The sequence below is a fragment of the Streptomyces sp. x-19 genome, from assembly GCF_046549115.1.
GTDB lineage: Bacteria > Actinomycetota > Actinomycetes > Streptomycetales > Streptomycetaceae > Streptomyces > Streptomyces albulus_C.
Genome location: NZ_JAJPWK010000001.1, coordinates 895,265 through 914,292 on the forward strand (window position 1 = coordinate 895,265; position 19,028 = coordinate 914,292).

Below are 19,028 nucleotides of genomic sequence, written 5' to 3' on the forward strand. Positions count from 1 at the left end.
CGGGTGCGTAGGGTCGGCAGAGTTCGCCGAAGCGGCGGACACGGACGGGCGAGGAGGGGACGGCGGGTGTCGGTCAACGCGTCCACGCGGCAGGGCATCGGCCGGCGACTCTCCGACGGGGCGAGGCCGTTCCGGGGCCTGACGGGTCCGGCACGGCGCCGGGATCCGGCGCGCCCCACCGGCAACGGCAGTGCCGACCGGAGCGCGCAGGACACCGCCCGCGCCACACCGGACATCGGCCGCACCGCGCGGGTCATCCGCACGGCGCACGGTGCGGGCGCCGAGCGCCGGCCGACCGCCCTCGACGCCCCCGCCCTCGACGCCCCCGCCGTCGACCGCACCCGCACGGACCCGGAGCGAGAGCCGCGGCCGGCGAGCCGTCCGCACCCGTAGGCGCCGCAGCCGCAGCACCGATGAGCGACCGGGCCGACACGCACCCGGCATCCCACCCGACCTGCTACGACACACAAGGGGACGACGATGACGGCGGAGCTGGTCCGGGGGCAGAACCACCCACTGGACGGCACCCGTGTGGAGGTCCGGATCGCGGCCGACGGGCCCGTCCTGGTCGGGGTCGCGCTCGGCGACGACCAGGGCCGGCTGGCGGGCACCGAGGCGGTGGTCCATCCGGGCGCACCCCGTCGGCCCGGTGTCGAGGTGCCCTCCGGGGCGGCGGCCGAGCAGCGCATCGCGGTCGACCTCGACGCGCTGCCCGCCGCGGTGCACCGGCTGAGCGTGCTGCTCGCGCTGCCGGGCGGGCCCGGTGCGCCGCACGCCTTCGGCGCCGCGGCCGCGCCGTCGTTGGTCGTCGCGCAGGCCGACGGCACCCCCCTCGCGGCGTACGTCGTCACCGGCCTCGGCCTCGAATCCGCGCTGGTCGCCCTGGAGCTGTACCGGCGCCGGGGCGCCTGGCGGATTCGCGCGGTCGGCCAGGGGTACGCCGGCGGACTGCCGGAGCTGCTGCGCGACCAGGGGCTGCCGCGCGCCGCGGAGCTGGCCGCCGAGATCGAAGCGGCGGCGGGCCCCGGCCGGACACCGGCACCAGCGCCGCCCGACCCGGTGGCGCTGCACCACCCCGGGCAGTCGACGGTCGGCAGCAGCCCCGGCGCCCCGGCCACGGGCCCCGACACCCCGCCCTCCGGCGATCGGGTCGACTACCGCCATCCCCGACGGTCCACCGCGCCCGCCTCCGCCCCGGCGCCCGGGGGCGGGACGGCGTCCGCCCCGTCCGCGTCCGGCCCGCCCGCGCCGTCCGCCGGCCCCGGCGCCCCGACCGCACCGGTCGCCGGCGACGCCAACGGCTGGAGCATGGAGGAGCGGCTCTACAACCAGGTCCGCGGCATGTTCGAGGACCTGGCCCGGTCGGTCGCCGCGTACCGCAGCGCCACCGGTTTCGCCGCCTCCCGCCTGGAGCGGGAGCTCGACGAGGCGCTCGCCGACCCTGCCACCCGGTTGGGCGGTGCGGCCGAGACGGCCCGGGCCGCCGCCCGGGACCGGCACACCGACCTGGTCGACCGGGCCCGCGCCGTCCTCGACCGTGACCTCGCCCAGTTGACCGCCGAGTCGGAGGTGGTGGAGCCGGCGCTGCCGCCGGCCCTGGCCCGTTGGGACAACCCGGTGTGGCAGGGCTACGAGGTCCCCCAGCAGCATCCGATGGCGGTGCGGTTGGGTGATCTGCACCTCCCGGAGGCCCCCGGTCTGCGCATCCCGATGTTCGTCCGGCTCCCGCTGGAGCGCGGACTGTGGATCGACAGCGGCCCGGGTCCGTACCCGCGCGGCGGGTACGACCCGGAGCGGGAGTTCGGCCGCCGGGAGCTGGGCGGTGCGCTCACCGACGCGGTGCCCGACGAGGCCGCGCTGGGGCGGCTGGCCCTGGAGACCGCCGTCGCGGTCGCCGCCCGGCTGCTCGCCGCCCATCCGCCGGGTGCGTTCGCGGTCCAGGTCATCGACCCCGCCGGCGCGGCCGGCCCGGCGCTCGCCCCGCTGCGGGAGAGCGGCCTGCTGCCCGTCTCCCCGGCCACCGGCGCCGCGGGCGTGGCCGCGGTGCTGGAAGCGCTGACCCGGCGGGTCGATCTCCTCCAGATGGCGGTGCGGCACCGTGCGACGGAGGCCCTGCCACCGGAGCTGGATCCGGCCGAGCAACTGCTGATCGTCCACGACTTCCCGCACGGCTTCGACGACCGCGGGCTGAACCAACTGCGCTATCTGGCCGACGAGGGCCCCGCGGTGGGCGTCCATCTGCTGATGGTCGCCGACCGGGACCGGGCGCGGGAGTACGGGCCGGTCCTGGATCCGCTCTGGCGGGCCCTGTTGCGGCTCACGCCGGTGCCCGACGTCCATCTCGCCGACCCGTGGGTCGGCCACGCCTGGACGTACGCGCCGCCGCTCGTGCCCCGGCGCAGCGAGGTGCTCCGCCGGGCGCTGGACCGTGTCGCGGCGGCTCGACCGGCCGCGGATCCGGAGCCGGGCTGACGCCCACCAGCCCCGTCAACCGTTTCGTAAACCGCCTCTCACCTGCATTTTTAGTCTTTCCTTTGCCATTTCATGAACTTCCTTTACTCTTTCTTGGAAGGGGTGCAGAAATCCCCGGCAGCAACGACGCTGTGAGTGCCGTACGACTCTGCCGGAGGAGCAGTGGACGTTTCCCTGAACCTGTGGGTGCTGACCATCCTCGGTCTGGCCGCCCTGATCGCCGTTGACTTCTTCATCGGCGGGCGCAAGCCCCACGAGGTGTCCCTCAAGGAAGCCGGCATCTGGACCGGTGTCTGGATGGCGCTGGCCGTGCTGTTCGGGCTCGGCCTGCTGGTCTTCGGCGGGGGCGGGCCGGCCGGCGAGTTCTTCGCGGGCTTCATCACCGAGAAGTCGCTCAGTGTCGACAACCTCTTCGTCTTCGTCCTGATCATGAGCAAGTTCGCGGTGCCGGCCGTCTACCAGCAGCGGGTGCTGTTGGTGGGAGTACTGATCGCCCTGGTGCTGCGGGCCGGCTTCATCGGCGCGGGCGCGGCGATCATCGCCAACTTCTCCTGGGTCTTCTACCTCTTCGGGGCGTTCCTCATCTGGACCGCCTGGAAGCTCATCCAGGAGGCGCGGGGCGGCCAGGAGGACGAGGAGTTCGAGGAGAACCGCTTCCTGAAGGCGGTCGAGCGGCGCTTCCCGTCCACCGACCAGTACCACGGGACCAAGCTGTTCGTCGTCGAGAACGGCCGGCGGCTGATGACCCCGATGCTGATCGTCATGCTGGCGATCGGCACCACCGACGTCCTCTTCGCCCTGGACTCGATCCCGGCGATCTTCGGCCTGACCCAGGACCCGTACATCGTCTTCACCGCCAACGCCTTCGCCCTGATGGGCCTGCGGCAGCTGTACTTCCTGATCGGCGGACTGCTCAAGAAGCTGGTCCACCTCTCGTACGGCCTGTCGGTGATCCTCGGGTTCATCGGCGTGAAGCTGGTGCTGCACGCCCTGCACGAGTCCGGGGTGCCCGTCCCGGAGATCAGCATCCCGGTCTCGCTGGGCGTGATCTGCGCGGTGCTGGCCGTCACGACGGTGACCAGCCTGCGGGCCTCCCGGCGCCAGGCGGCGGCCGAGGAGGCCACGGCGGCCGCCGACGAGGCCGGGGCGCACCCCCGCCCGTAGGCGCCGCGGAGAACGGCACGGGCCCGGTGGGCGGAGAACCACCCACCGGGCCCGGTGCCGGGCGAGCGGCCGCTACCAGCCGCGCTCCCGCCACTCGGCGAGGTGCGGCCGCTCGGCACCGAGCGTGGTGTCGCCGCCGTGTCCCGGATAGACCCAGGTCTCGTCCGGCAGCCGGTCGAAGAGCTTGGTCTGCACGTCTTCCAGCAGGCTGGCGAACCGTTCGGCACTGCCCCAGGTGTTGCCGACCCCGCCCGGGAAGAGGCAGTCCCCGGTGAAGACGTGCGGGTGGCCGTGCGGGTCGTCGTAGACCAGCGCGATGCTGCCCGGGGTGTGCCCGACCAGATGACGCGCGGTCAACTGCACCCGGCCGACGGTGATCGTGTCGCCGTCCTCGACCGGGACGTCCGTGGGCACGGGGATGCCCTCGGCGTCGTGGCGCCCCGCGTACGTCCGGGCGCCGGTGGCGTCGACGACCTCGCGCAACGCGCCCCAGTGGTCGCCGTGCTGGTGCGTGGTGACCACGGAGGCCAGACCGCCGTCGCCGATCAGGGTCAGGAGCGTGTGCGGCTCGGCGGCCGCGTCGATCAGCAACTGCTCGTCGGTCGCGCGGCACCGCAGCACGTACGCGTTGTTGTCCGTCGGACCGACCGCGACCTTCGAGATCATCAGGTCGGTCAGCTCGTGCACGTCGGCCGGTCCGCCGACCTTCACTGCTCCGCTGTAGGTCATGGCACCAACTCTAGAGCGGCGGGATGACCGGCAGCGCAGCGCCGGGGGTGTCCAGCCGGCCGCCGTCGGCCCGGCCGGTCAGCCAGCCGACGAGGTCCGCCGGCGCCCCGCTGACCACGACCGCAGGGGCCGGCGCGGTGCCGGGGGCGTCCCGGCGCCCGGTGCGCCACCGGCGGCCGTCGTCGGCTCGGAGCTCCAGCGCGGGCAGCTCCGGGTGTCCGGCGAACTTGATCTGGGTGAGGAAGTCCAACTCGCTGTCCACGAAGGCCGGCGGCAGCTGTTCGACGGCGTACCCGACGCCCAGGTCGACGTGGTGCAGTTCGACCTCGGCCAGCCGCCGCAGCGCGAGCCGGTCGGCCCGCTCGACGACGCCGTTGCGCATCTCGACCTCGTACGCCCTGCGGTCCTCCGGCAGGGCGTGCGCCGCCGCCTCGAACCGGGCCGCGCTCTCCTGGAGGTCCTCCAGGTGGGTCGCCAGCGGACGGTCGGCGTCGCGCTCGATGTCGCCGTCCCGGACCGCGGTGCTGGCGTACATCGGGGTGCGGACGCCGGTCCGCGCCCACGTGAGGAGATTGACCAGGGCGTCGGCGTTGCGGGCCAGGTGGGCCAGCACGTGACCCCGGGTCCACCCGGGCAGCAGCGACGGCTCGCCGATCGCGGCGTCGTCGAGCTTGCCCAGGGATACCAGCAGCCGGTCGGTCGACTCGTGGACGGCGGACACGTGGCGCGGGAAATCAGGAGGGATGGTCATGGCCCGACGCTAGCGCCGGGCGGGCCGGTCCGGGAGCCGTACGGAGGCATTCGGCGGTGAGCACGGGGTGGTGCTGGTGGCGCGGATGGTGCACGGCGGCGCGAGAGGGGCGGTCGGGGTCGCCACCCCTGCTACGCCGTCCGCCCGCTCCGCGCCCCTAGGGCGCCGGGACCGTCGAGGGCGCCCCGAACCACCGGCCCAGCGCCGCGTCCAACTCCCCGTAGGAGCCGGGGGCGTCGGCCGCCCAGGCGGTGCAGCCGTCCGGGCGCAGCAGCAGACCGGCCAGGTCGGGCCGGTCCGGGCAGCGCACCGTCAGGGTCCGCACCCGGTCGTGGTGGCCGGCGGCGCGCCCGCGCAGCGCCGGATCGTCGGCGAGGTCGAGCAACAGGCCCCGGCCGTCGTGCAGATGCTCCGCGAGCCGGCGGCCGTCGGACAGTTCCAGGTCGGGGGCGCTGCGGCCGGTCAACGGGTGCGAACCGGGCAGGTCGTAGCGCTGCCAGACGCCGGAGATCTTCTTGACGAAGAAGGTGGTGGCGTCGGGCGTCGCGGACAGTTCGGCGACCACCCGGCGCAGCGCCGCGGCGTGCGGTTCCGGCCGCATCAGGGCCACTTGGGCCCGGGTCCAGTCCAGCACCCACGCGCCGAGCGGGTGCCGCTCGGCGGTGTAGGTGTCCAACAGCCCCTCCGGGGCCCAGCCGTGCACCGTGGCGGCCAGCTTCCAACCGAGGTTCACCGCGTCGCCGAGCCCGAGGTTGAGGCCCTGGCCGCCGAACGGCGAGTGCACGTGGGCCGCGTCGCCGGCCAGCAGCACCCGGCCGCGGCGGTAGTCGGACGCCTGCCGGGCGTTGTCGGTGAACCGGGTCGCCGCGTGCACCTTGGTGACCGTCACGTCCGCGACGCCGGAGACGCGCCGCAGCGCGGTCTGCAACTCCTCGGCGGTGACCGGGGCTTCGCGGTCCGCGGGCGGTCCGTCGAACTCCACGGTGAGGATCCGGCCGGGCATCGGCCCGTGGGCGTAGGTCCCGGTCCCGGTCCAGTTCCAGCCGGCGCCCAAGCCGTCGGCCCCGGTCATCTCCACGAGGGCCTGGTGGCCGGTGAGCGACGGGGCGGTCCCGGGGAACGGGAAGCCGGCGAGCTGGCGCACGGTGCTGCGCCCGCCGTCGCAGCCCACCAACCAGCCGGCGCGCAGCGACCCGTGCGAGGTGTGGACGTGCACGCCCTCGTCGTCGGCGTCGAAGCCGGTGAGGGTCACGCCCCGGCGCAGGGTGACGCCCAGCTCGACGGCGCGGCCGGCGAGGATCCGCTCCAGTGCCGCCTGGGGGACCAGGCCGACGTCGCCGGCCGGCCCGCTGCCGGCGAAGTCCGGGTCCGCGGCGTCGAGCAGGTCGCCGCGGAGCATGATGCCGGCGAAGTGCCCGGCGAACTTCGGCGCCGGTGCCGTGACGGGGGCCCCGCTCGCCTGCCGCTGCCGGACGAACGAGCCGAACCCCGCCAGGCTGGCGTTCTGCACCTCCACCAGCTGCGGCAGCAGCCCGCGCCGGTAGAGGGCCTCCGAGCTGGGGGTGTTGAGGGCCCCCGCCTTGATGGTGGTGTCCACCTCGGTCAGTCGCTCCAGGACGACGACCGGGACGTCCGCCAGTGCCAATTCGCAGGCGAGCATCAGCCCCACCGGGCCGCCCCCTGCCACCACTACGTCTGCGTCGCGCTTCATGGGCGAGAGTGTAGTCACTAAAAATTTGTTTCCGCTACAATTTTCCGGATGAGAGGAGCGGGAGTGACGGAAGGGGAGTCGGTGGCGGCACGGGACGAGGTGCGACGTTCCGCCGGGGACGCGCAGGACGGCGGGACGCTGAGCCTGCGCGAGCGGAAGAAGCGGCTCACCCGGCAGCGGATCTCCGGGGAGGCGACGGCGTTGTTCCTGGAGCGGGGGTTCGACGAGGTCGCCGTCGCCGAGGTCGCCCGCGCCGCCGGGGTGTCCACGATGACGGTCTTCAACTACTTCCCGCGCAAGGAGGACCTCTTCCTCGACCGGATCCCCGAGGCCACGGAGCTGGTCGTCGGCGCCGTGCGGGGACGCGGTGCCGACGAGCCGCCGCTCGCCGCGCTGCGCCGACTGGCGCTGGAGCTGCTGGTGCAGCGGCATCCGCTGGGCGGGCTGGGGGAGGGGTTCGAGCACTTCTTCCGCACCGTGCTGGCGGCGCCCTCGCTACGGGCGCGGGCCCGTGAGGCGGCCGAGGAGATCGAGACGGCGCTGGCCGGGGCGCTCGCCGAGGCGGCCGGCGGCGACCCCGCGCGGCCCGACCGGGACGCCCGGCTCGCCGCCGCGATGATCGTCGCGGCCTGGCGGACGCTCTACACGGAGGTCGTCACCCGGCAGCTGGAGGGTGACCCCGTGGAGGACGTGGCCGTTGAGCACGAGGCAGTGATCCGGCACACGTTCGACGTGCTGGCGCGAGCGCTGCCGGACGGGGGTCCGGAGCGGTCCTGAATGCGGGGGTGCCGCCCGCCGGACGGCGTAACGGCTGGTCACCGCGGTGGGAAGGTTGTGGGGCCGCCACACGTTTGGGTGAAGAGGGCTTGCGAGGCCCGTAAATCGAATGCACGTGCTATAGGCTCGTGTCTGGCATCCCAACGACACTGCCGCGACGGCCCCCATACCCTTGGTCGGGGGCCCGCTCCGCTCCGCCGCCTCTGCTCGCTCACCGCGCGGCGGACGCAGCCCGTGGCTTCCGCCCCTCTCCAAGAAAGGTGCCGACCGGCGTGGCCGACCGTCTCATCGTCCGTGGCGCTCGCGAGCACAACCTCCGCAACGTCTCGCTCGACCTCCCCCGCGACTCCCTCATCGTCTTCACGGGGCTCTCCGGGTCGGGCAAGTCCTCGCTCGCCTTCGACACGATCTTCGCCGAGGGGCAGCGGCGCTACGTCGAGTCGCTCTCCTCCTACGCCCGACAGTTCCTCGGGCAGATGGACAAGCCCGATGTGGACTTCATCGAGGGCCTGTCCCCCGCGGTCTCGATCGACCAGAAGTCGACCTCGCGCAACCCGCGCTCGACGGTCGGCACGATCACCGAGGTCTACGACTACCTCCGCCTGCTCTTCGCCCGGATCGGCAAGCCGCACTGCCCGGAGTGCGGACGGCCGATCGCCCGGCAGTCGCCCCAGGCCATCGTCGACAAGGTCCTGGAGCTCCCCGAGGGCAGCCGCTTCCAGGTGCTCTCGCCGTTGGTGCGCGAGCGCAAGGGCGAGTTCGTCGACCTCTTCTCCGACCTCCAGACCAAGGGCTACAGCCGCGCCCGGGTCGACGGCGAGACCATCCAGCTCACCGACCCGCCGACGCTCAAGAAGCAGGAGAAGCACACCATCGAGGTGGTCATCGACCGCCTCACGGTCAAGGAGAGCGCCAAGCGCCGGCTGACCGACTCCGTCGAGACCGCCCTCGGCCTCTCCGGCGGCATGGTCATCCTCGACTTCGTCGACCTCGACGCCGACGACCCGCAGCGCGAGCGGATGTACTCCGAGCACCTCTACTGCGCCCACGACGACCTCTCCTTCGAGGAGTTGGAGCCCCGCTCCTTCTCCTTCAACTCGCCGTTCGGCGCCTGCCCGGACTGCACCGGCATCGGCACCCGCATGGAGGTCGACCCGGAGCTGATCATCCCGGACGAGGAGCGCTCCCTCGACGAGGGCGCCATCCACCCCTGGTCCGGCGGCCACACCAAGGACTACTTCGGCCGTCTGGTCGGCGCGCTCGCCGACGCCCTGGGCTTCCGCACGGACATCCCGTGGGCCGGGTTGCCGCAGCGCGCCAAGAAGGCCCTCCTCCACGGACACAAGACCCAGATCGAGGTCCGCTACCGCAACCGCTACGGTCGCCAGCGCGCCTACACCACCGCCTTCGAGGGCGCCGTGCCGTTCGTCAAGCGCCGGCACAGCGAGGCCGAGAGCGACAGCAGCCGGGAGCGCTTCGAGGGCTACATGCGCGAGGTGCCCTGCCCGACCTGCGAGGGCACCCGGCTCAAGCCGATCGTGCTCGCCGTCACGGTCCAGGAGAAGTCGATCGCCGAGGTCGCGGCCATGTCGATCAGCGACTGCGCCGACTTCCTGCGCACCATGACGCTCAACGCCCGCGAGAAGACCATCGCCGAGCGGGTCCTCAAGGAGGTCAACGAGCGGCTGAAGTTCCTGGTCGACGTCGGCCTGGACTACCTCTCGCTGAACCGCGCGGCCGGCACCCTGTCCGGCGGCGAGGCCCAGCGCATCCGGCTCGCCACGCAGATCGGCTCCGGCCTGGTGGGCGTGCTCTACGTCCTCGACGAGCCGTCGATCGGCCTGCACCAGCGCGACAACCACCGCCTGATCGAGACCCTGGTCCGCCTGCGCGACATGGGCAACACCCTGATCGTGGTGGAGCACGACGAGGACACCATCAAGGTCGCGGACTGGGTGGTCGACATCGGCCCGGGCGCCGGTGAGCACGGCGGCAAGGTCGTTCACAGCGGCCCGATGAAGCAGCTGCTGGCCAACAAGGACTCGATCACCGGCCAGTACCTCGCCGGCAAGCGGGCCATCGCGACGCCGGACGTCCGCCGTCCCACCGACCCCTCCCGCCAGCTGACCGTCCACGGCGCGAAGGAGAACAACCTCCGCGACATCGACGTCTCCTTCCCGCTCGGGGTGCTCTCCGCCGTCACCGGCGTCTCCGGCTCCGGCAAGTCGACGCTGGTCAACGACATCCTCTACACCCACCTCGCCCGCGAGCTGAACGGCGCCAAGTCCGTTCCCGGCCGCCACACCCGGGTCGCCGGCGACGACCTCGTCGACAAGGTGGTGCACGTCGACCAGTCGCCGATCGGCCGGACGCCGCGCTCCAACCCGGCCACCTACACCGGCGTCTTCGACCACGTCCGCAAGCTCTTCGCGGAGACGATGGAGGCGAAGGTCCGCGGCTACCTGCCGGGCCGCTTCTCCTTCAACGTCAAGGGCGGTCGCTGCGAGAACTGCTCCGGCGACGGCACGATCAAGATCGAGATGAACTTCCTGCCGGACGTCTACGTCCCGTGCGAGGTCTGCCACGGCGCGCGCTACAACCGCGAGACGCTGGAGGTCCACTACAAGGGCAAGTCCATCGCCGAGGTGCTGGACATGCCGATCGAGGAGGCGCTGAGCTTCTTCGAGGCGGTGCCGACCATCGCCCGTCACCTCAAGACGCTCAACGAGGTCGGTCTCGGCTACGTCCGGCTCGGCCAGTCCGCGCCGACCCTCTCCGGCGGTGAGGCGCAGCGGGTCAAGCTCGCCAGCGAGCTCCAGAAGCGCTCCACCGGCAGCACCGTCTACGTCCTCGACGAGCCCACCACCGGCCTGCACTTCGAGGACATCAGCAAGCTCATCAAGGTGCTGTCCGGCCTGGTCGACAAGGGCAACACGGTGATCGTCATCGAGCACAACCTCGATGTGATCAAGACCGCGGACTGGGTCATCGACATGGGCCCCGAGGGCGGCAACGGCGGTGGCATGGTCGTCGCCGAGGGCACCCCGGAGGAGGTCGCGGCGATCCCGGCCAGCCACACCGGCAAGTTCTTGCGGGACATCCTCGGCGACCGGGTCAGCGACGCGACGCTGTTCAACGGCGGGCCCCGGAAGCCGGCCGCCCGCAAGACCGCGGCCAAGAAGAAGGCGGTGGCCGCCGACGCCGCCGGGAAGACGACGGTGACGGCCTCGACGGCGGCCAAGAAGAGCACCGCCGCGTCCACGGCCAAGAAGACCGTGGCGAAGAAGACCGCGACCAAGAAGACGGCCGCAAAGAAGACGGCCGCAAAGAAGACGACGACGCGGGCCCGTCGGACGTCCTGACGCCGCACCACCGCACAGCAGGGGCGGAGCCTTCCCGGGCTCCGCCCCCGCTGCGCTGCTCACGACCGCCCGGCCGGGCCGCCGGCCGACGGGCCGTCGAGCCGGGGTCGCGCCTCAGTCCGCCAGTTCCGCGGCGAACGGCGGCTCCGCGCCCGCCCGGGAGCAGGTGACGGCGGCCGCCCGGGCGGCGAACCGCAGGATGTCCGTCCAGTCGTCGGCGGTGAGCGCGCCCACCGCCGCGTACGACAGCGCGCCGTGCCCGTCCAGCCGGTGCAGCAGCGCCGCGTTGACGGTGTCGCCGGCGCCGATGGTGTCGACGACGTCCACCCGCTCACCGGGCACCGCCACCTCCCCGGCGCCCCGCGTCACGGCCGTCAGCCCGTCGCCGCCGTGGGTGACCACGATCGCGGCCGGCCCGGCGGCCAACCACTCCCGAGCCGCCGCCAGCACCGCCGCCCGGTCGGCCCCGTCGGCGCCCGCCCCGGCCAGCCAGGCCGCGTCCTCCTCCGACAGCTTCAGCAGTGCCAGGTCCGGCAGCCAGGAGCGGAAACGGGCCCGGTAGGCGTCCGGATCGACGATCAGCCCCGGCCGGATGTTGGGGTCGAGCGCGGTGAAGACCCCGCGCCGGGCCTCCCGCCGCAACAGCGCCTCGTACGCCCCGGCGCCCGGCTCCAACACCAGCGAGCAGGTGCCCAGCGAGAGCGCCCGCACCGTCGTGGGCAGCGCCGGGGGGAGGGTGAAGAGCCGGTCGGCGGTGCCCTCCACGTAGAAGCCGTAGCCGGCCGAGCCGTCTTCGCTGACGTCCGCCACCGCCAGGGTCGTGGGCTCCGGCCCGCGTTGCACCAGCGAGGTGTCCACGGTGCCGTCGTGCAGACCGCGCAGCAGTGACGCCCCGAAGGCGTCGGTCGAGACCCGGGAGCAGAAGGCGGTGGGGGAGCCCAGCCGTCCGAGTGCCACCGCGGTGTTGTAGGGCCCCCCGCCGCGCCGCGGCAGCAGCGCCGGCAAGGGGCCGTCCGGGGACGGCTGCTGGCTGGGGACGAGGTCGATCAGCGCCTCGCCGGCGACGACGATCACGAGGTGCGGGTCCTTTCCTGCGGCGGCCGGGACCGGCCGGGGCGTGCGGGCGGGGCCCGTCCGGGCCCGGGTGACGTCCGGTGGGGCGCGGGGGCCCGGCCCACCGGACGGCCGCTAAGCGGTCTCGGGGCAGCCGCACGAGGTGCGGTGCACGAACGTGCAGGGCAGCCGGACGGTGCGGGGCGGCCGGGCCGGATCGTCCAGCCGCGCCAGCAGCAGCCGGACCGCCGCGGCGCCGAGTTCCTTGCTGGGCTGGGCGATCGCGGTCAGTCGGGGGGTGAAGAGGTCGGCCCAGGAGAAGTCGTCGAAGCAGGCCAGCGCGATGTCCCGGGGCACCTCCAGGCCGAGGTCGCGCAGTGCCTGGAGCGCGCCGATGGTCATCGCGTTGTTGGCGGTGATGACCGCGGTGGGCGGCTCCGGCGCGGCGAGCAGGTGGCGGGTGGCGTCCTGGGCGCCCTCCGCCTCGGAGTTGCCGCCCGCCAACAGCTCGGGTGCGAAGGGCAGTCCGCGGGCGCGCAGCCCGGCGCGGTAGCCCTCGACCCGCTCGGTGGTGGTGCTGAGCCCGGGCAGCCCCGCGACCAGGCCGATCCGGGTGTGGCCCAGGTCGGCCAGGTGCTCGACGAGCCGGCGGACCGGTTCGGCGCTCTCGGCGCAGACCTGGTCGAAGCCGTCGCCGACCAGCCGGTCGAGGAAGACCGTGGGGACCCGGCGCCGGGTCACGTAGTCGATCAGTTCGGCTGGTTCCGCGGAGGGGGCGACGATCATGCCGTCCACCCGTCGCTCGTGGAGCAGTTGGACGACCTTGCGCTCGTGCCGCGGATCGTCGTGCGGATCGGCGATCAGCAGGCTGTATCCGGCTTCCAGGGCGCCGGCCTCGACGCCCTGGAGGATCTCGGTGAAGTACGGGTTGCTGATCGCGGAGACGGCCAGGCCGATGGAGCGGGTGCGGGCGGTGACCAGGGACCGGGCGAGCGTGTTGTGGGTGTAGCCGAGGTCCTCGATGGCGGCCAGCACCGCGGCCCGGGTGTCCGGGCGCACCGGCCGGGTGTCGTTCACCACGTGCGAGACCGTGGCGACGGAGACGCCCGCGCGCCGCGCCACATCGACCATCGTCGTCATCCGGCTCTTTCCTCCCGACGCCCCGGCGCACCGTGCTCCGGATCCCGGCGGACGGCCTCCGTGCCGGTCCGTCGCAGTCCATCACAGTACGTCGCGGACGGACCAAACGTAAACGCTTGCGTAAGCGTTTACGTGCCGGCGGTTTTTCTGTAGTGTCCCCGCCATCGAACTCGCACGACGTCGTGAGGAGGCGCCGATGCGCGCTCTCGTGGTCACCGCACCGGGCCTTCGGGGCACCACCGCTGTCACCGAACTGCCCGACCCCCGACCGGAGCCCGACGAGGTGGTCGTGCGGGTCACGTCCTGCGGGTTGTGCGGCACGGACATGCACGTCCTCGGCGGCGAACTGCCGGTGGTCGGCTACCCGCTGGTCCCCGGGCACGAGTTGACCGGCGAGATCGTCGCGGTGGGCGCGGCGGTGCGGGACCGGGCGGTCGGCGAGCGGGTCGCGGTCGACCCCAACATGCCGTGCGGCGCCTGCCACTACTGCCGGATCGGCCGCGGCAACCTCTGCGAGGACTACACCGCGATCGGCGTCACCCGGGCCGGCGGCTTCGCCGAACTGGTCGCCGTGCCGGCCCGCTGCTGCTACGTGCTGCCGGCGCACCTCTCGGAGGCCGCCGCCGGACTCGTCGAACCACTGTCCTGCGCGGTGCACGGCCTCAACCGGCTGCCGCGCCGCCCCGGCGAGCACTACCTGATCTACGGCGCGGGCACCATGGGCCTGCTGATGGCCGCGCTGGTGCGGACCGCGGGGGCCGCCTCGGTCTCCGTCGTGGACCTCAACGAGGAACGGCTCGCGTTCGCCCGCTCCTTCGGGGTGGACGCGGCGGTGACCGACGCCGACGCCCTCGACCGGGCCCCCGGTTTCGAGGTGGTCATCGACGCGACCGGAGTGATCGCGGCCATCGAGGACGGCCTGGGCCGGGTGCGCCGCGGCGGCACGTTCCTCCAGTTCGGCGTCGCCGACCCGGCCCGGGCGGCGTCCGTCTCGCCGTACCGCGTCTACAGCCAGGAGATCGACATCATCGGCTCGATGGCGGTGCACAACAGCTTCCAGCCCGCCATCGACCTGTTGGCCGCGGGCCTCGGCGGAGTGCCGGTCGAGGAGTTGGTCTCCGACGTCTACGGCCTGGACGACTTCGACGAGGCGGTGGCCCGCTTCCGGGCCGGCACCGGTCGCAAGATCCACATCGCCCCGCAGAAGGGCTGAACGCGGTGCCCGCAACCGTCAAGGCTGTGCCCGGATCCCTCAAAAACGTGCTGATCTGGGTCTTCGGCGCCCTCGGGGGCATCCTCTGGGGCTACGACACCGGCGTCATCTCCGGCGCCATGCTCTTCCTCAAGAAGGACATCGCGCTCACCCCGCTCCTGGAGGGCCTGGTCGTCTCCGGTCTCCTGGTGGGGGCGATGCTCGGCGCCGGCCTCTCGGGGCGGCTCTCGGACTCCTGGGGGCGCCGCCGGCTGATCCTGGCCGCCTCCGGGATCTTCATCCTCGGCACGCTCGGCGCGGCCTGCGCCACCGGGGCGGCCATGCTGATCGCGTTCCGCTTCGTGATCGGCGTGGGCGTCGGCATCGCCTCCGTCGTCGTCCCGCTCTACCTCACCGAGCTCGCGCCCAAGCATCTGCGCGGCGGGCTGACCTCGTTGATGCAGCTGCTGGTGACCGTCGGCATCTTCGTCGCCTACGTCACCGACTACCTGCTCGCCGGCTCCGGGGCCTGGCGCTGGATGATCGGCCTGGGCGTGGTCCCGGCCGCGGTGCTGGCGCTCGGCATCGTCACCCAGCCGGAGAGCCCGCGCTGGCTGGTGAGCAAGGGCCGCGGCGGACAGGCCCGCGAGGTGCTGACCCGGCTCCGCGGGGACGCCGCGGCGGCGGGCGAGGAGCTGGCCGAGATCGAGCGGACCGAGCGCGCGGAACGGGGGGCGAGCGAGCCGCTGAGCCTGCGCCGGCTGCTGTCGCCGCAGCTGCGAGGGGTGTTCGCGGTCGGGATGCTGCTGGTGTTCTTCCAGAACTTCGTCGGCATCAACACGATCATCTACTACGCCCCGACCCTGCTCACCGACATCGGCTTCGGCTCGGGCGGCGCCATCCTCGCCAACGTCGGCATCGGCCTGCTCAACATGCTGATGACGCTGCCGGCGATGCGGTTGATCGACCGCCTGGGCCGCAAGCCGCTGCTGCGGACCGGGGCGCTGGGCATGTGCGCGGCGATGGTGGTGCTGGCCGTCACCAACCTCTCCGGGCTCGGCTACGGGCCGCTGCTGTCCGCGCTCACCCTGTTCGGGATCGCGCTCTACATCGCGTCGTTCGCGGTCTCCTGGGGGCCGGTGCAGTGGGTGATGCTGCCGGAGCTGTTCCCGATGCGGATCCGGGCCGCCGCGGTCAGCCTGTGCGTGCTGTTCAACTGGCTGTTCAACATGGTGGTGGCGCTGGTCTTCCCCTCGCTGCTGCACGCCTGGGGCGCCGGGATCAACTTCTGCTTCTTCGCCGGGACGACGCTGCTGGCGTTCCTCTTCGTCCAGCGACTGCTGCCGGAGACCAAGGGCCGCAGCCTGGAGGAGATCGAGGCGGAGCTGTTGCGGGGCGGGGTGGACCGCCGGCCGGGCGGCCGGAGCGCCCCGGTATCGTCAGGGGCCGACACCGCCCACTGACCTGGAGGTACCCCATGAGTGCGTCCCCGGACCGCCGGACCGTGCTGCGTGGTGCCGCGCTCGCCGGCATCGCCTGCTTCGGCGCCGCCGCCTGCGCCGCGGGGGAGCAGGAATCGGGCGCCCGGCCGTCCTCGGACGCGCCGGTGGAGCTGGGCCCGGCCGCGGAGGTGCCGGTCGGCGGCGCCAAGCTCTACGCCGCGCAGCGGCTGCTGGTCTCGCAGCCCACCAAGGGCGAGTTCAAGTGCTTCAGCGCCGTGTGCACGCACATGGGCGGGACGCTGAACAAGATCGAGAAGGGTCAGGCCGTCTGCCCGCTGCACGGCAGCCACTTCGAGGTGGACACCGGCAAGGTCGCCCAGGGCCCGGCGTCCAGCCCCTTGGAGGAGGTCCCGGTCAAGGTCAAGGGCGACAAGCTGGTGGCGGGCTGAGGCGGCGCCCCGCCACCCCGTTCACCCCCAGTCCCAGGAGATCCCCAGGATCCCCTGCCGCACGCCCTGCTCCACCACGTGCACCCCGTGGTGGAGCCCGCTCAGCGTCAGCTCCTGCTGGCCGGTGCGCGGGGCGCCGGTCGACGCCTGGGCGAAGCGCCGGCAGCGCACCGGCAGTGCCCCCTCGTCGAACCGCACCTGCAGGACGTACTGGCCGCCGGCGAAGCTGAAGCCGCGCACGTACTCGGAGCTGGGACCGCCGCTGCCGTCCTCGAAGGCGTAGCCGAAGACGTGCGTGTCGCCGGCCCGCAGCCGGGTGTCGAAGAGCAGCTCGGCGACGACCACGCCGTTCTCCGCGTCCCCACGGACCCGCCCCAGCCGGCAGTTCTCCATCGCCCTGACCCGCACCCGGGACGGGTCGCAGCCGCTGTCGCCGCGGTGGATGGCGACGTAGCGGTCCACCCCGTCCCGGTGGGCGCGCACCACCTGGAGCGACTCCCGTTCGCTCAGCTCGCGGCGGGCCCCGATCCGCACCCGCTCGTGGTGGCCGACGGTGTGCACCCCGCCGTCCACCGGGGTCTCCAGCTCGGCGAAGAGCTGTTGGAGGCAGTCGGCCGGGGCGACCAGGGAGCGGTAGGAGCGGGCCGGCGGGCGCTCGGTCTCCGGGCGGGTGCCGCCCTCGGGCACCAGCAGCCGGTGCAGCGAGCGGTCGGGCAGACCGAGGACGTCCTCCAGGGCGCGGACCGCCCGCAGCGACTCGGGGCGCTGCGGGCGGCGGGCCCCCTGCTGCCAGTAGCTCAGGCTGGTGACCCCGATGGTGATGCCGCGCTGGGCGAGTTTGTGCTGGACGCGGGTGAGGGCGAGGCCGCGTGCGGTGAGCGCGCTGCGCAGGGCGAGGTGGAACGGGCCGGTCCGCAAGAGTTGCGCCAACTCGGCCGAAACCGGAAGGTTTTCCATCGTATCGGGAGTGTTCTGTGCCATTGCCTCAATCCTCCGGCGCACGAGGTGAACGTTCACAACGGGAACGCACGGCGCGCGCTCTGCCAGCCTCGTCACTGCAGGACGCCGCGCGCCGGCCGTTCACTTCCGGGCCCGTCCGTCCACACCCCCATGTCACCTGGCATTGAAGCGTGTTGACCTGCCTGCGACAACACCTGATGCTCCTCAACAGCATCCGGATGCGCTCCTCTCCCCCCTCACCCCTTGACCGGGAGGAACGCCATGTCTCAACCCCTTCACGTCCGCCGTCGGCGCGGCAGACGGCTGTCGGCAGCCGTGCTCACCGCGGTGGCGCTGACCGCGCTCCCGGGGGGCGCCAGTGCCGCCCCCCAGCCCGCCGGCGCCGCCGTACAGGCCGCCAACCGCCTGGACATCACCATGCAGGCCCAGGAGAAGACCAACTGGTGCTGGGCGGGCTCGGGCAACACCATCGCGACCTGGTTCGGCAAGAACTACAGCCAGAACCAGTTCTGCAACGCGGCCTTCAACCGCCAACAGGGCTCCACCTGCCCCAACAACCAGGCCACGTTGGGAAACGTGCAGAACGCATTCGACTGGATGGGCATCAATCCTGGCTCATATGTGACGGGTTGGCTCCGCTACACGACGGTCCAGAGTGAGATCAACGCCAAGCGCCCCGTGGAGACCCGCATCCAGTGGTCGTCCGGCGGCGGCCACATGCACGTCATCTACGGCTACGACGCCTCCCGGAACTGGGTGTACTGGGGCGACCCCTGGGCCACCAACAACCGCTACAACTGGGGCGACTTCGACAACTACGTGAACGGCAGCTCCTTCTCCTGGACACACTCCCTCTACCGGATAGGAGCCTGAGGCCATGACCAAGCGCACCGCCGCCCGCGCCGCCGCCACGGGCACGCTCGCCGCGGCCTTCCTCGGCCTGGCCCCGCTCGCCGCACTGGCCGCCGACGTGCCCGCGCCGCAGGCTCCGCCGCGCGCCGCCGTCACCGCCGCCCGGGACGCGTCCGCCTCCACCGCGACCCTGGACACCCTGGCTCGCTTCTTCGCCACCGTCCCGGCCAAGGACGGCGCCCGCGCCGGCGGTGCCGCCTCCCTCGCGGCCCCGGCCCGGAACGTTGCGCACCTTGAGGGCTCCACCGTGCCGGTCTACGTCCTGTCGCCCGACTTCGTCCGCGGCAAGGCCGGTGCCCCGGTCGCCCGGGCGGAGTTCATGGCCAGCAAGGCGGTCGCCGCCGACGGCCGCACGGCCTCGGTGTGGACCGCACGCAAGGGCGCCGACTGGAAGGTCGTCAACATCGCCAGCGGCGACGACGAGACCCGCTACGCCGCGGCCGGCGCCGCCGGGGGTGCCGGAACGGTTTTCCACGAGCCGCAGATCGACGCCTGGTACGTCCAGCGCGGCGACCGCATCGAGCCCCTGGACGACGCGGCCCGCAAGGCCGTGGGCGCACGGGGCACCACCGTCACCGCCTACCAGGAGCGGGTCACCAAGGCGTACGGCGACAAGCTCCCCGGCTCCGCCTACGACAAGCGCGGCGAGGCCGGCGGCTTCGGGCCCGGGACGGCACCGGCCGACGACACCGGCCGTGCGCCCCACCCCCTCGCGGCGGACGCCGCGGCCACCGCCGACGCCACCGCGGACGGCCCGAACGGGGCGGTGACCGCCGCCACGACCGTGGCCGGCGCCGGCGCCCTGCTCGCCCTCGGCCTGTCGGCCGCGGCGGCGGTGCGCCGGCGCCGCCGCGGCTGACCGGCCACCGCACCACCGGAGCCCGTCCTTCCGCCCCGTTCACCGGTCGGCGGGG

Annotated in this window: 16 protein-coding genes; 10 read left to right on the forward strand and 6 right to left on the reverse strand. The window is 73.2% G+C overall.

What is annotated here, in order from left to right:
- Window positions 1-66 precede the first annotated feature (66 nt).
- From ACLJT4_RS04115 to ACLJT4_RS04125, 3 genes are all read left to right on the forward strand, one after another.
- Window positions 67-393, forward strand: a complete 327-nt coding sequence (locus tag ACLJT4_RS04115; RefSeq protein ID WP_411121006.1) for a hypothetical protein — start codon at window positions 67-69, stop codon at window positions 391-393.
- An 87-nt stretch (window positions 394-480) separates the two neighbouring features.
- On the forward strand, window positions 481-2,472 hold the full coding sequence (locus ACLJT4_RS04120) for a TerD family protein (protein WP_411121007.1): 1,992 nt from the start codon (window positions 481-483) through the stop codon (window positions 2,470-2,472).
- Between the two features lie 162 nt (window positions 2,473-2,634).
- Window positions 2,635-3,636 carry a TerC family protein gene (locus tag ACLJT4_RS04125; RefSeq protein WP_411121008.1) on the forward strand — a complete coding sequence of 334 codons (1,002 nt, stop codon included), beginning with the start codon at window positions 2,635-2,637 and terminating at the stop codon, window positions 3,634-3,636.
- Between the two features lie 72 nt (window positions 3,637-3,708).
- On the opposite strand, the gene ACLJT4_RS04130 is transcribed toward ACLJT4_RS04125, so the two are convergent.
- The 3 genes from ACLJT4_RS04130 to ACLJT4_RS04140 form a co-directional block, all read right to left on the reverse strand.
- A complete protein-coding gene (locus tag ACLJT4_RS04130) occupies window positions 3,709-4,365 on the reverse strand; it encodes an MBL fold metallo-hydrolase (protein WP_411121009.1) in 657 nt (218 codons plus the stop codon).
- Window positions 4,366-4,375: 10 nt separating this feature from the next.
- Entirely contained in the window at window positions 4,376-5,116 is a 741-nt protein-coding gene (locus ACLJT4_RS04135; RefSeq protein ID WP_411121010.1) for a maleylpyruvate isomerase family mycothiol-dependent enzyme, read from the reverse strand.
- Between the two features lie 157 nt (window positions 5,117-5,273).
- Window positions 5,274-6,827 (reverse strand): FAD-dependent oxidoreductase, encoded by a 1,554-nt coding sequence (locus ACLJT4_RS04140; RefSeq protein WP_411121011.1) that lies wholly within the window; start codon window positions 6,825-6,827, stop codon window positions 5,274-5,276.
- Window positions 6,828-6,890: 63 nt separating this feature from the next.
- Here ACLJT4_RS04140 and ACLJT4_RS04145 point away from each other — a divergent pair, with 63 nt between their 5' ends.
- Both ACLJT4_RS04145 and uvrA read left to right on the forward strand, forming a co-directional pair.
- Window positions 6,891-7,604, forward strand: coding sequence for a TetR/AcrR family transcriptional regulator (locus ACLJT4_RS04145; protein ID WP_411121012.1), 714 nt, complete (start codon window positions 6,891-6,893; stop codon window positions 7,602-7,604).
- Window positions 7,605-7,876: 272 nt separating this feature from the next.
- Window positions 7,877-10,966: an excinuclease ABC subunit UvrA gene (gene uvrA, locus ACLJT4_RS04150; RefSeq protein WP_411121013.1), complete on the forward strand. Its 3,090-nt coding sequence runs from the start codon at window positions 7,877-7,879 to the stop codon at window positions 10,964-10,966.
- A gap of 114 nt (window positions 10,967-11,080) precedes the next feature.
- On the opposite strand, the gene ACLJT4_RS04155 is transcribed toward uvrA, so the two are convergent.
- Both ACLJT4_RS04155 and ACLJT4_RS04160 read right to left on the reverse strand, forming a co-directional pair.
- On the reverse strand, window positions 11,081-12,040 hold the full coding sequence (locus ACLJT4_RS04155) for a carbohydrate kinase family protein (protein WP_411121014.1): 960 nt from the start codon (window positions 12,038-12,040) through the stop codon (window positions 11,081-11,083).
- Between the two features lie 114 nt (window positions 12,041-12,154).
- Window positions 12,155-13,159 carry a LacI family DNA-binding transcriptional regulator gene (locus ACLJT4_RS04160; protein ID WP_411121016.1) on the reverse strand — a complete coding sequence of 335 codons (1,005 nt, stop codon included), beginning with the start codon at window positions 13,157-13,159 and terminating at the stop codon, window positions 12,155-12,157.
- A 196-nt stretch (window positions 13,160-13,355) separates the two neighbouring features.
- Between ACLJT4_RS04160 and ACLJT4_RS04165 the strand changes: the two genes are divergently transcribed.
- The 3 genes from ACLJT4_RS04165 to ACLJT4_RS04175 are packed head-to-tail and all read left to right on the forward strand — an operon-like array spanning window position 13,356 to window position 16,242.
- Window positions 13,356-14,372, forward strand: coding sequence for a zinc-dependent alcohol dehydrogenase family protein (locus tag ACLJT4_RS04165; RefSeq protein WP_411121017.1), 1,017 nt, complete (start codon window positions 13,356-13,358; stop codon window positions 14,370-14,372).
- Between the two features lie 26 nt (window positions 14,373-14,398).
- A complete protein-coding gene (locus ACLJT4_RS04170; RefSeq protein WP_411121018.1) occupies window positions 14,399-15,814 on the forward strand; it encodes a sugar porter family MFS transporter in 1,416 nt (471 codons plus the stop codon).
- Window positions 15,815-15,828: 14 nt separating this feature from the next.
- Entirely contained in the window at window positions 15,829-16,242 is a 414-nt protein-coding gene (locus ACLJT4_RS04175; RefSeq protein ID WP_411121019.1) for a Rieske (2Fe-2S) protein, read from the forward strand.
- Between the two features lie 21 nt (window positions 16,243-16,263).
- On the opposite strand, the gene ACLJT4_RS04180 is transcribed toward ACLJT4_RS04175, so the two are convergent.
- Window positions 16,264-17,223 carry a hypothetical protein gene (locus ACLJT4_RS04180; protein ID WP_411121021.1) on the reverse strand — a complete coding sequence of 320 codons (960 nt, stop codon included), beginning with the start codon at window positions 17,221-17,223 and terminating at the stop codon, window positions 16,264-16,266.
- Between the two features lie 240 nt (window positions 17,224-17,463).
- Here ACLJT4_RS04180 and ACLJT4_RS04185 point away from each other — a divergent pair, with 240 nt between their 5' ends.
- Together ACLJT4_RS04185 and ACLJT4_RS04190 are read left to right on the forward strand one after the other, a co-directional pair.
- Complete coding sequence (locus ACLJT4_RS04185; protein WP_411121022.1) at window positions 17,464-18,075, forward strand: papain-like cysteine protease family protein; 612 nt, start codon at window positions 17,464-17,466, stop codon at window positions 18,073-18,075.
- Between the two features lie 4 nt (window positions 18,076-18,079).
- A complete protein-coding gene (locus tag ACLJT4_RS04190; RefSeq protein ID WP_411121023.1) occupies window positions 18,080-18,973 on the forward strand; it encodes a hypothetical protein in 894 nt (297 codons plus the stop codon).
- Window positions 18,974-19,028 lie beyond the last annotated feature (55 nt).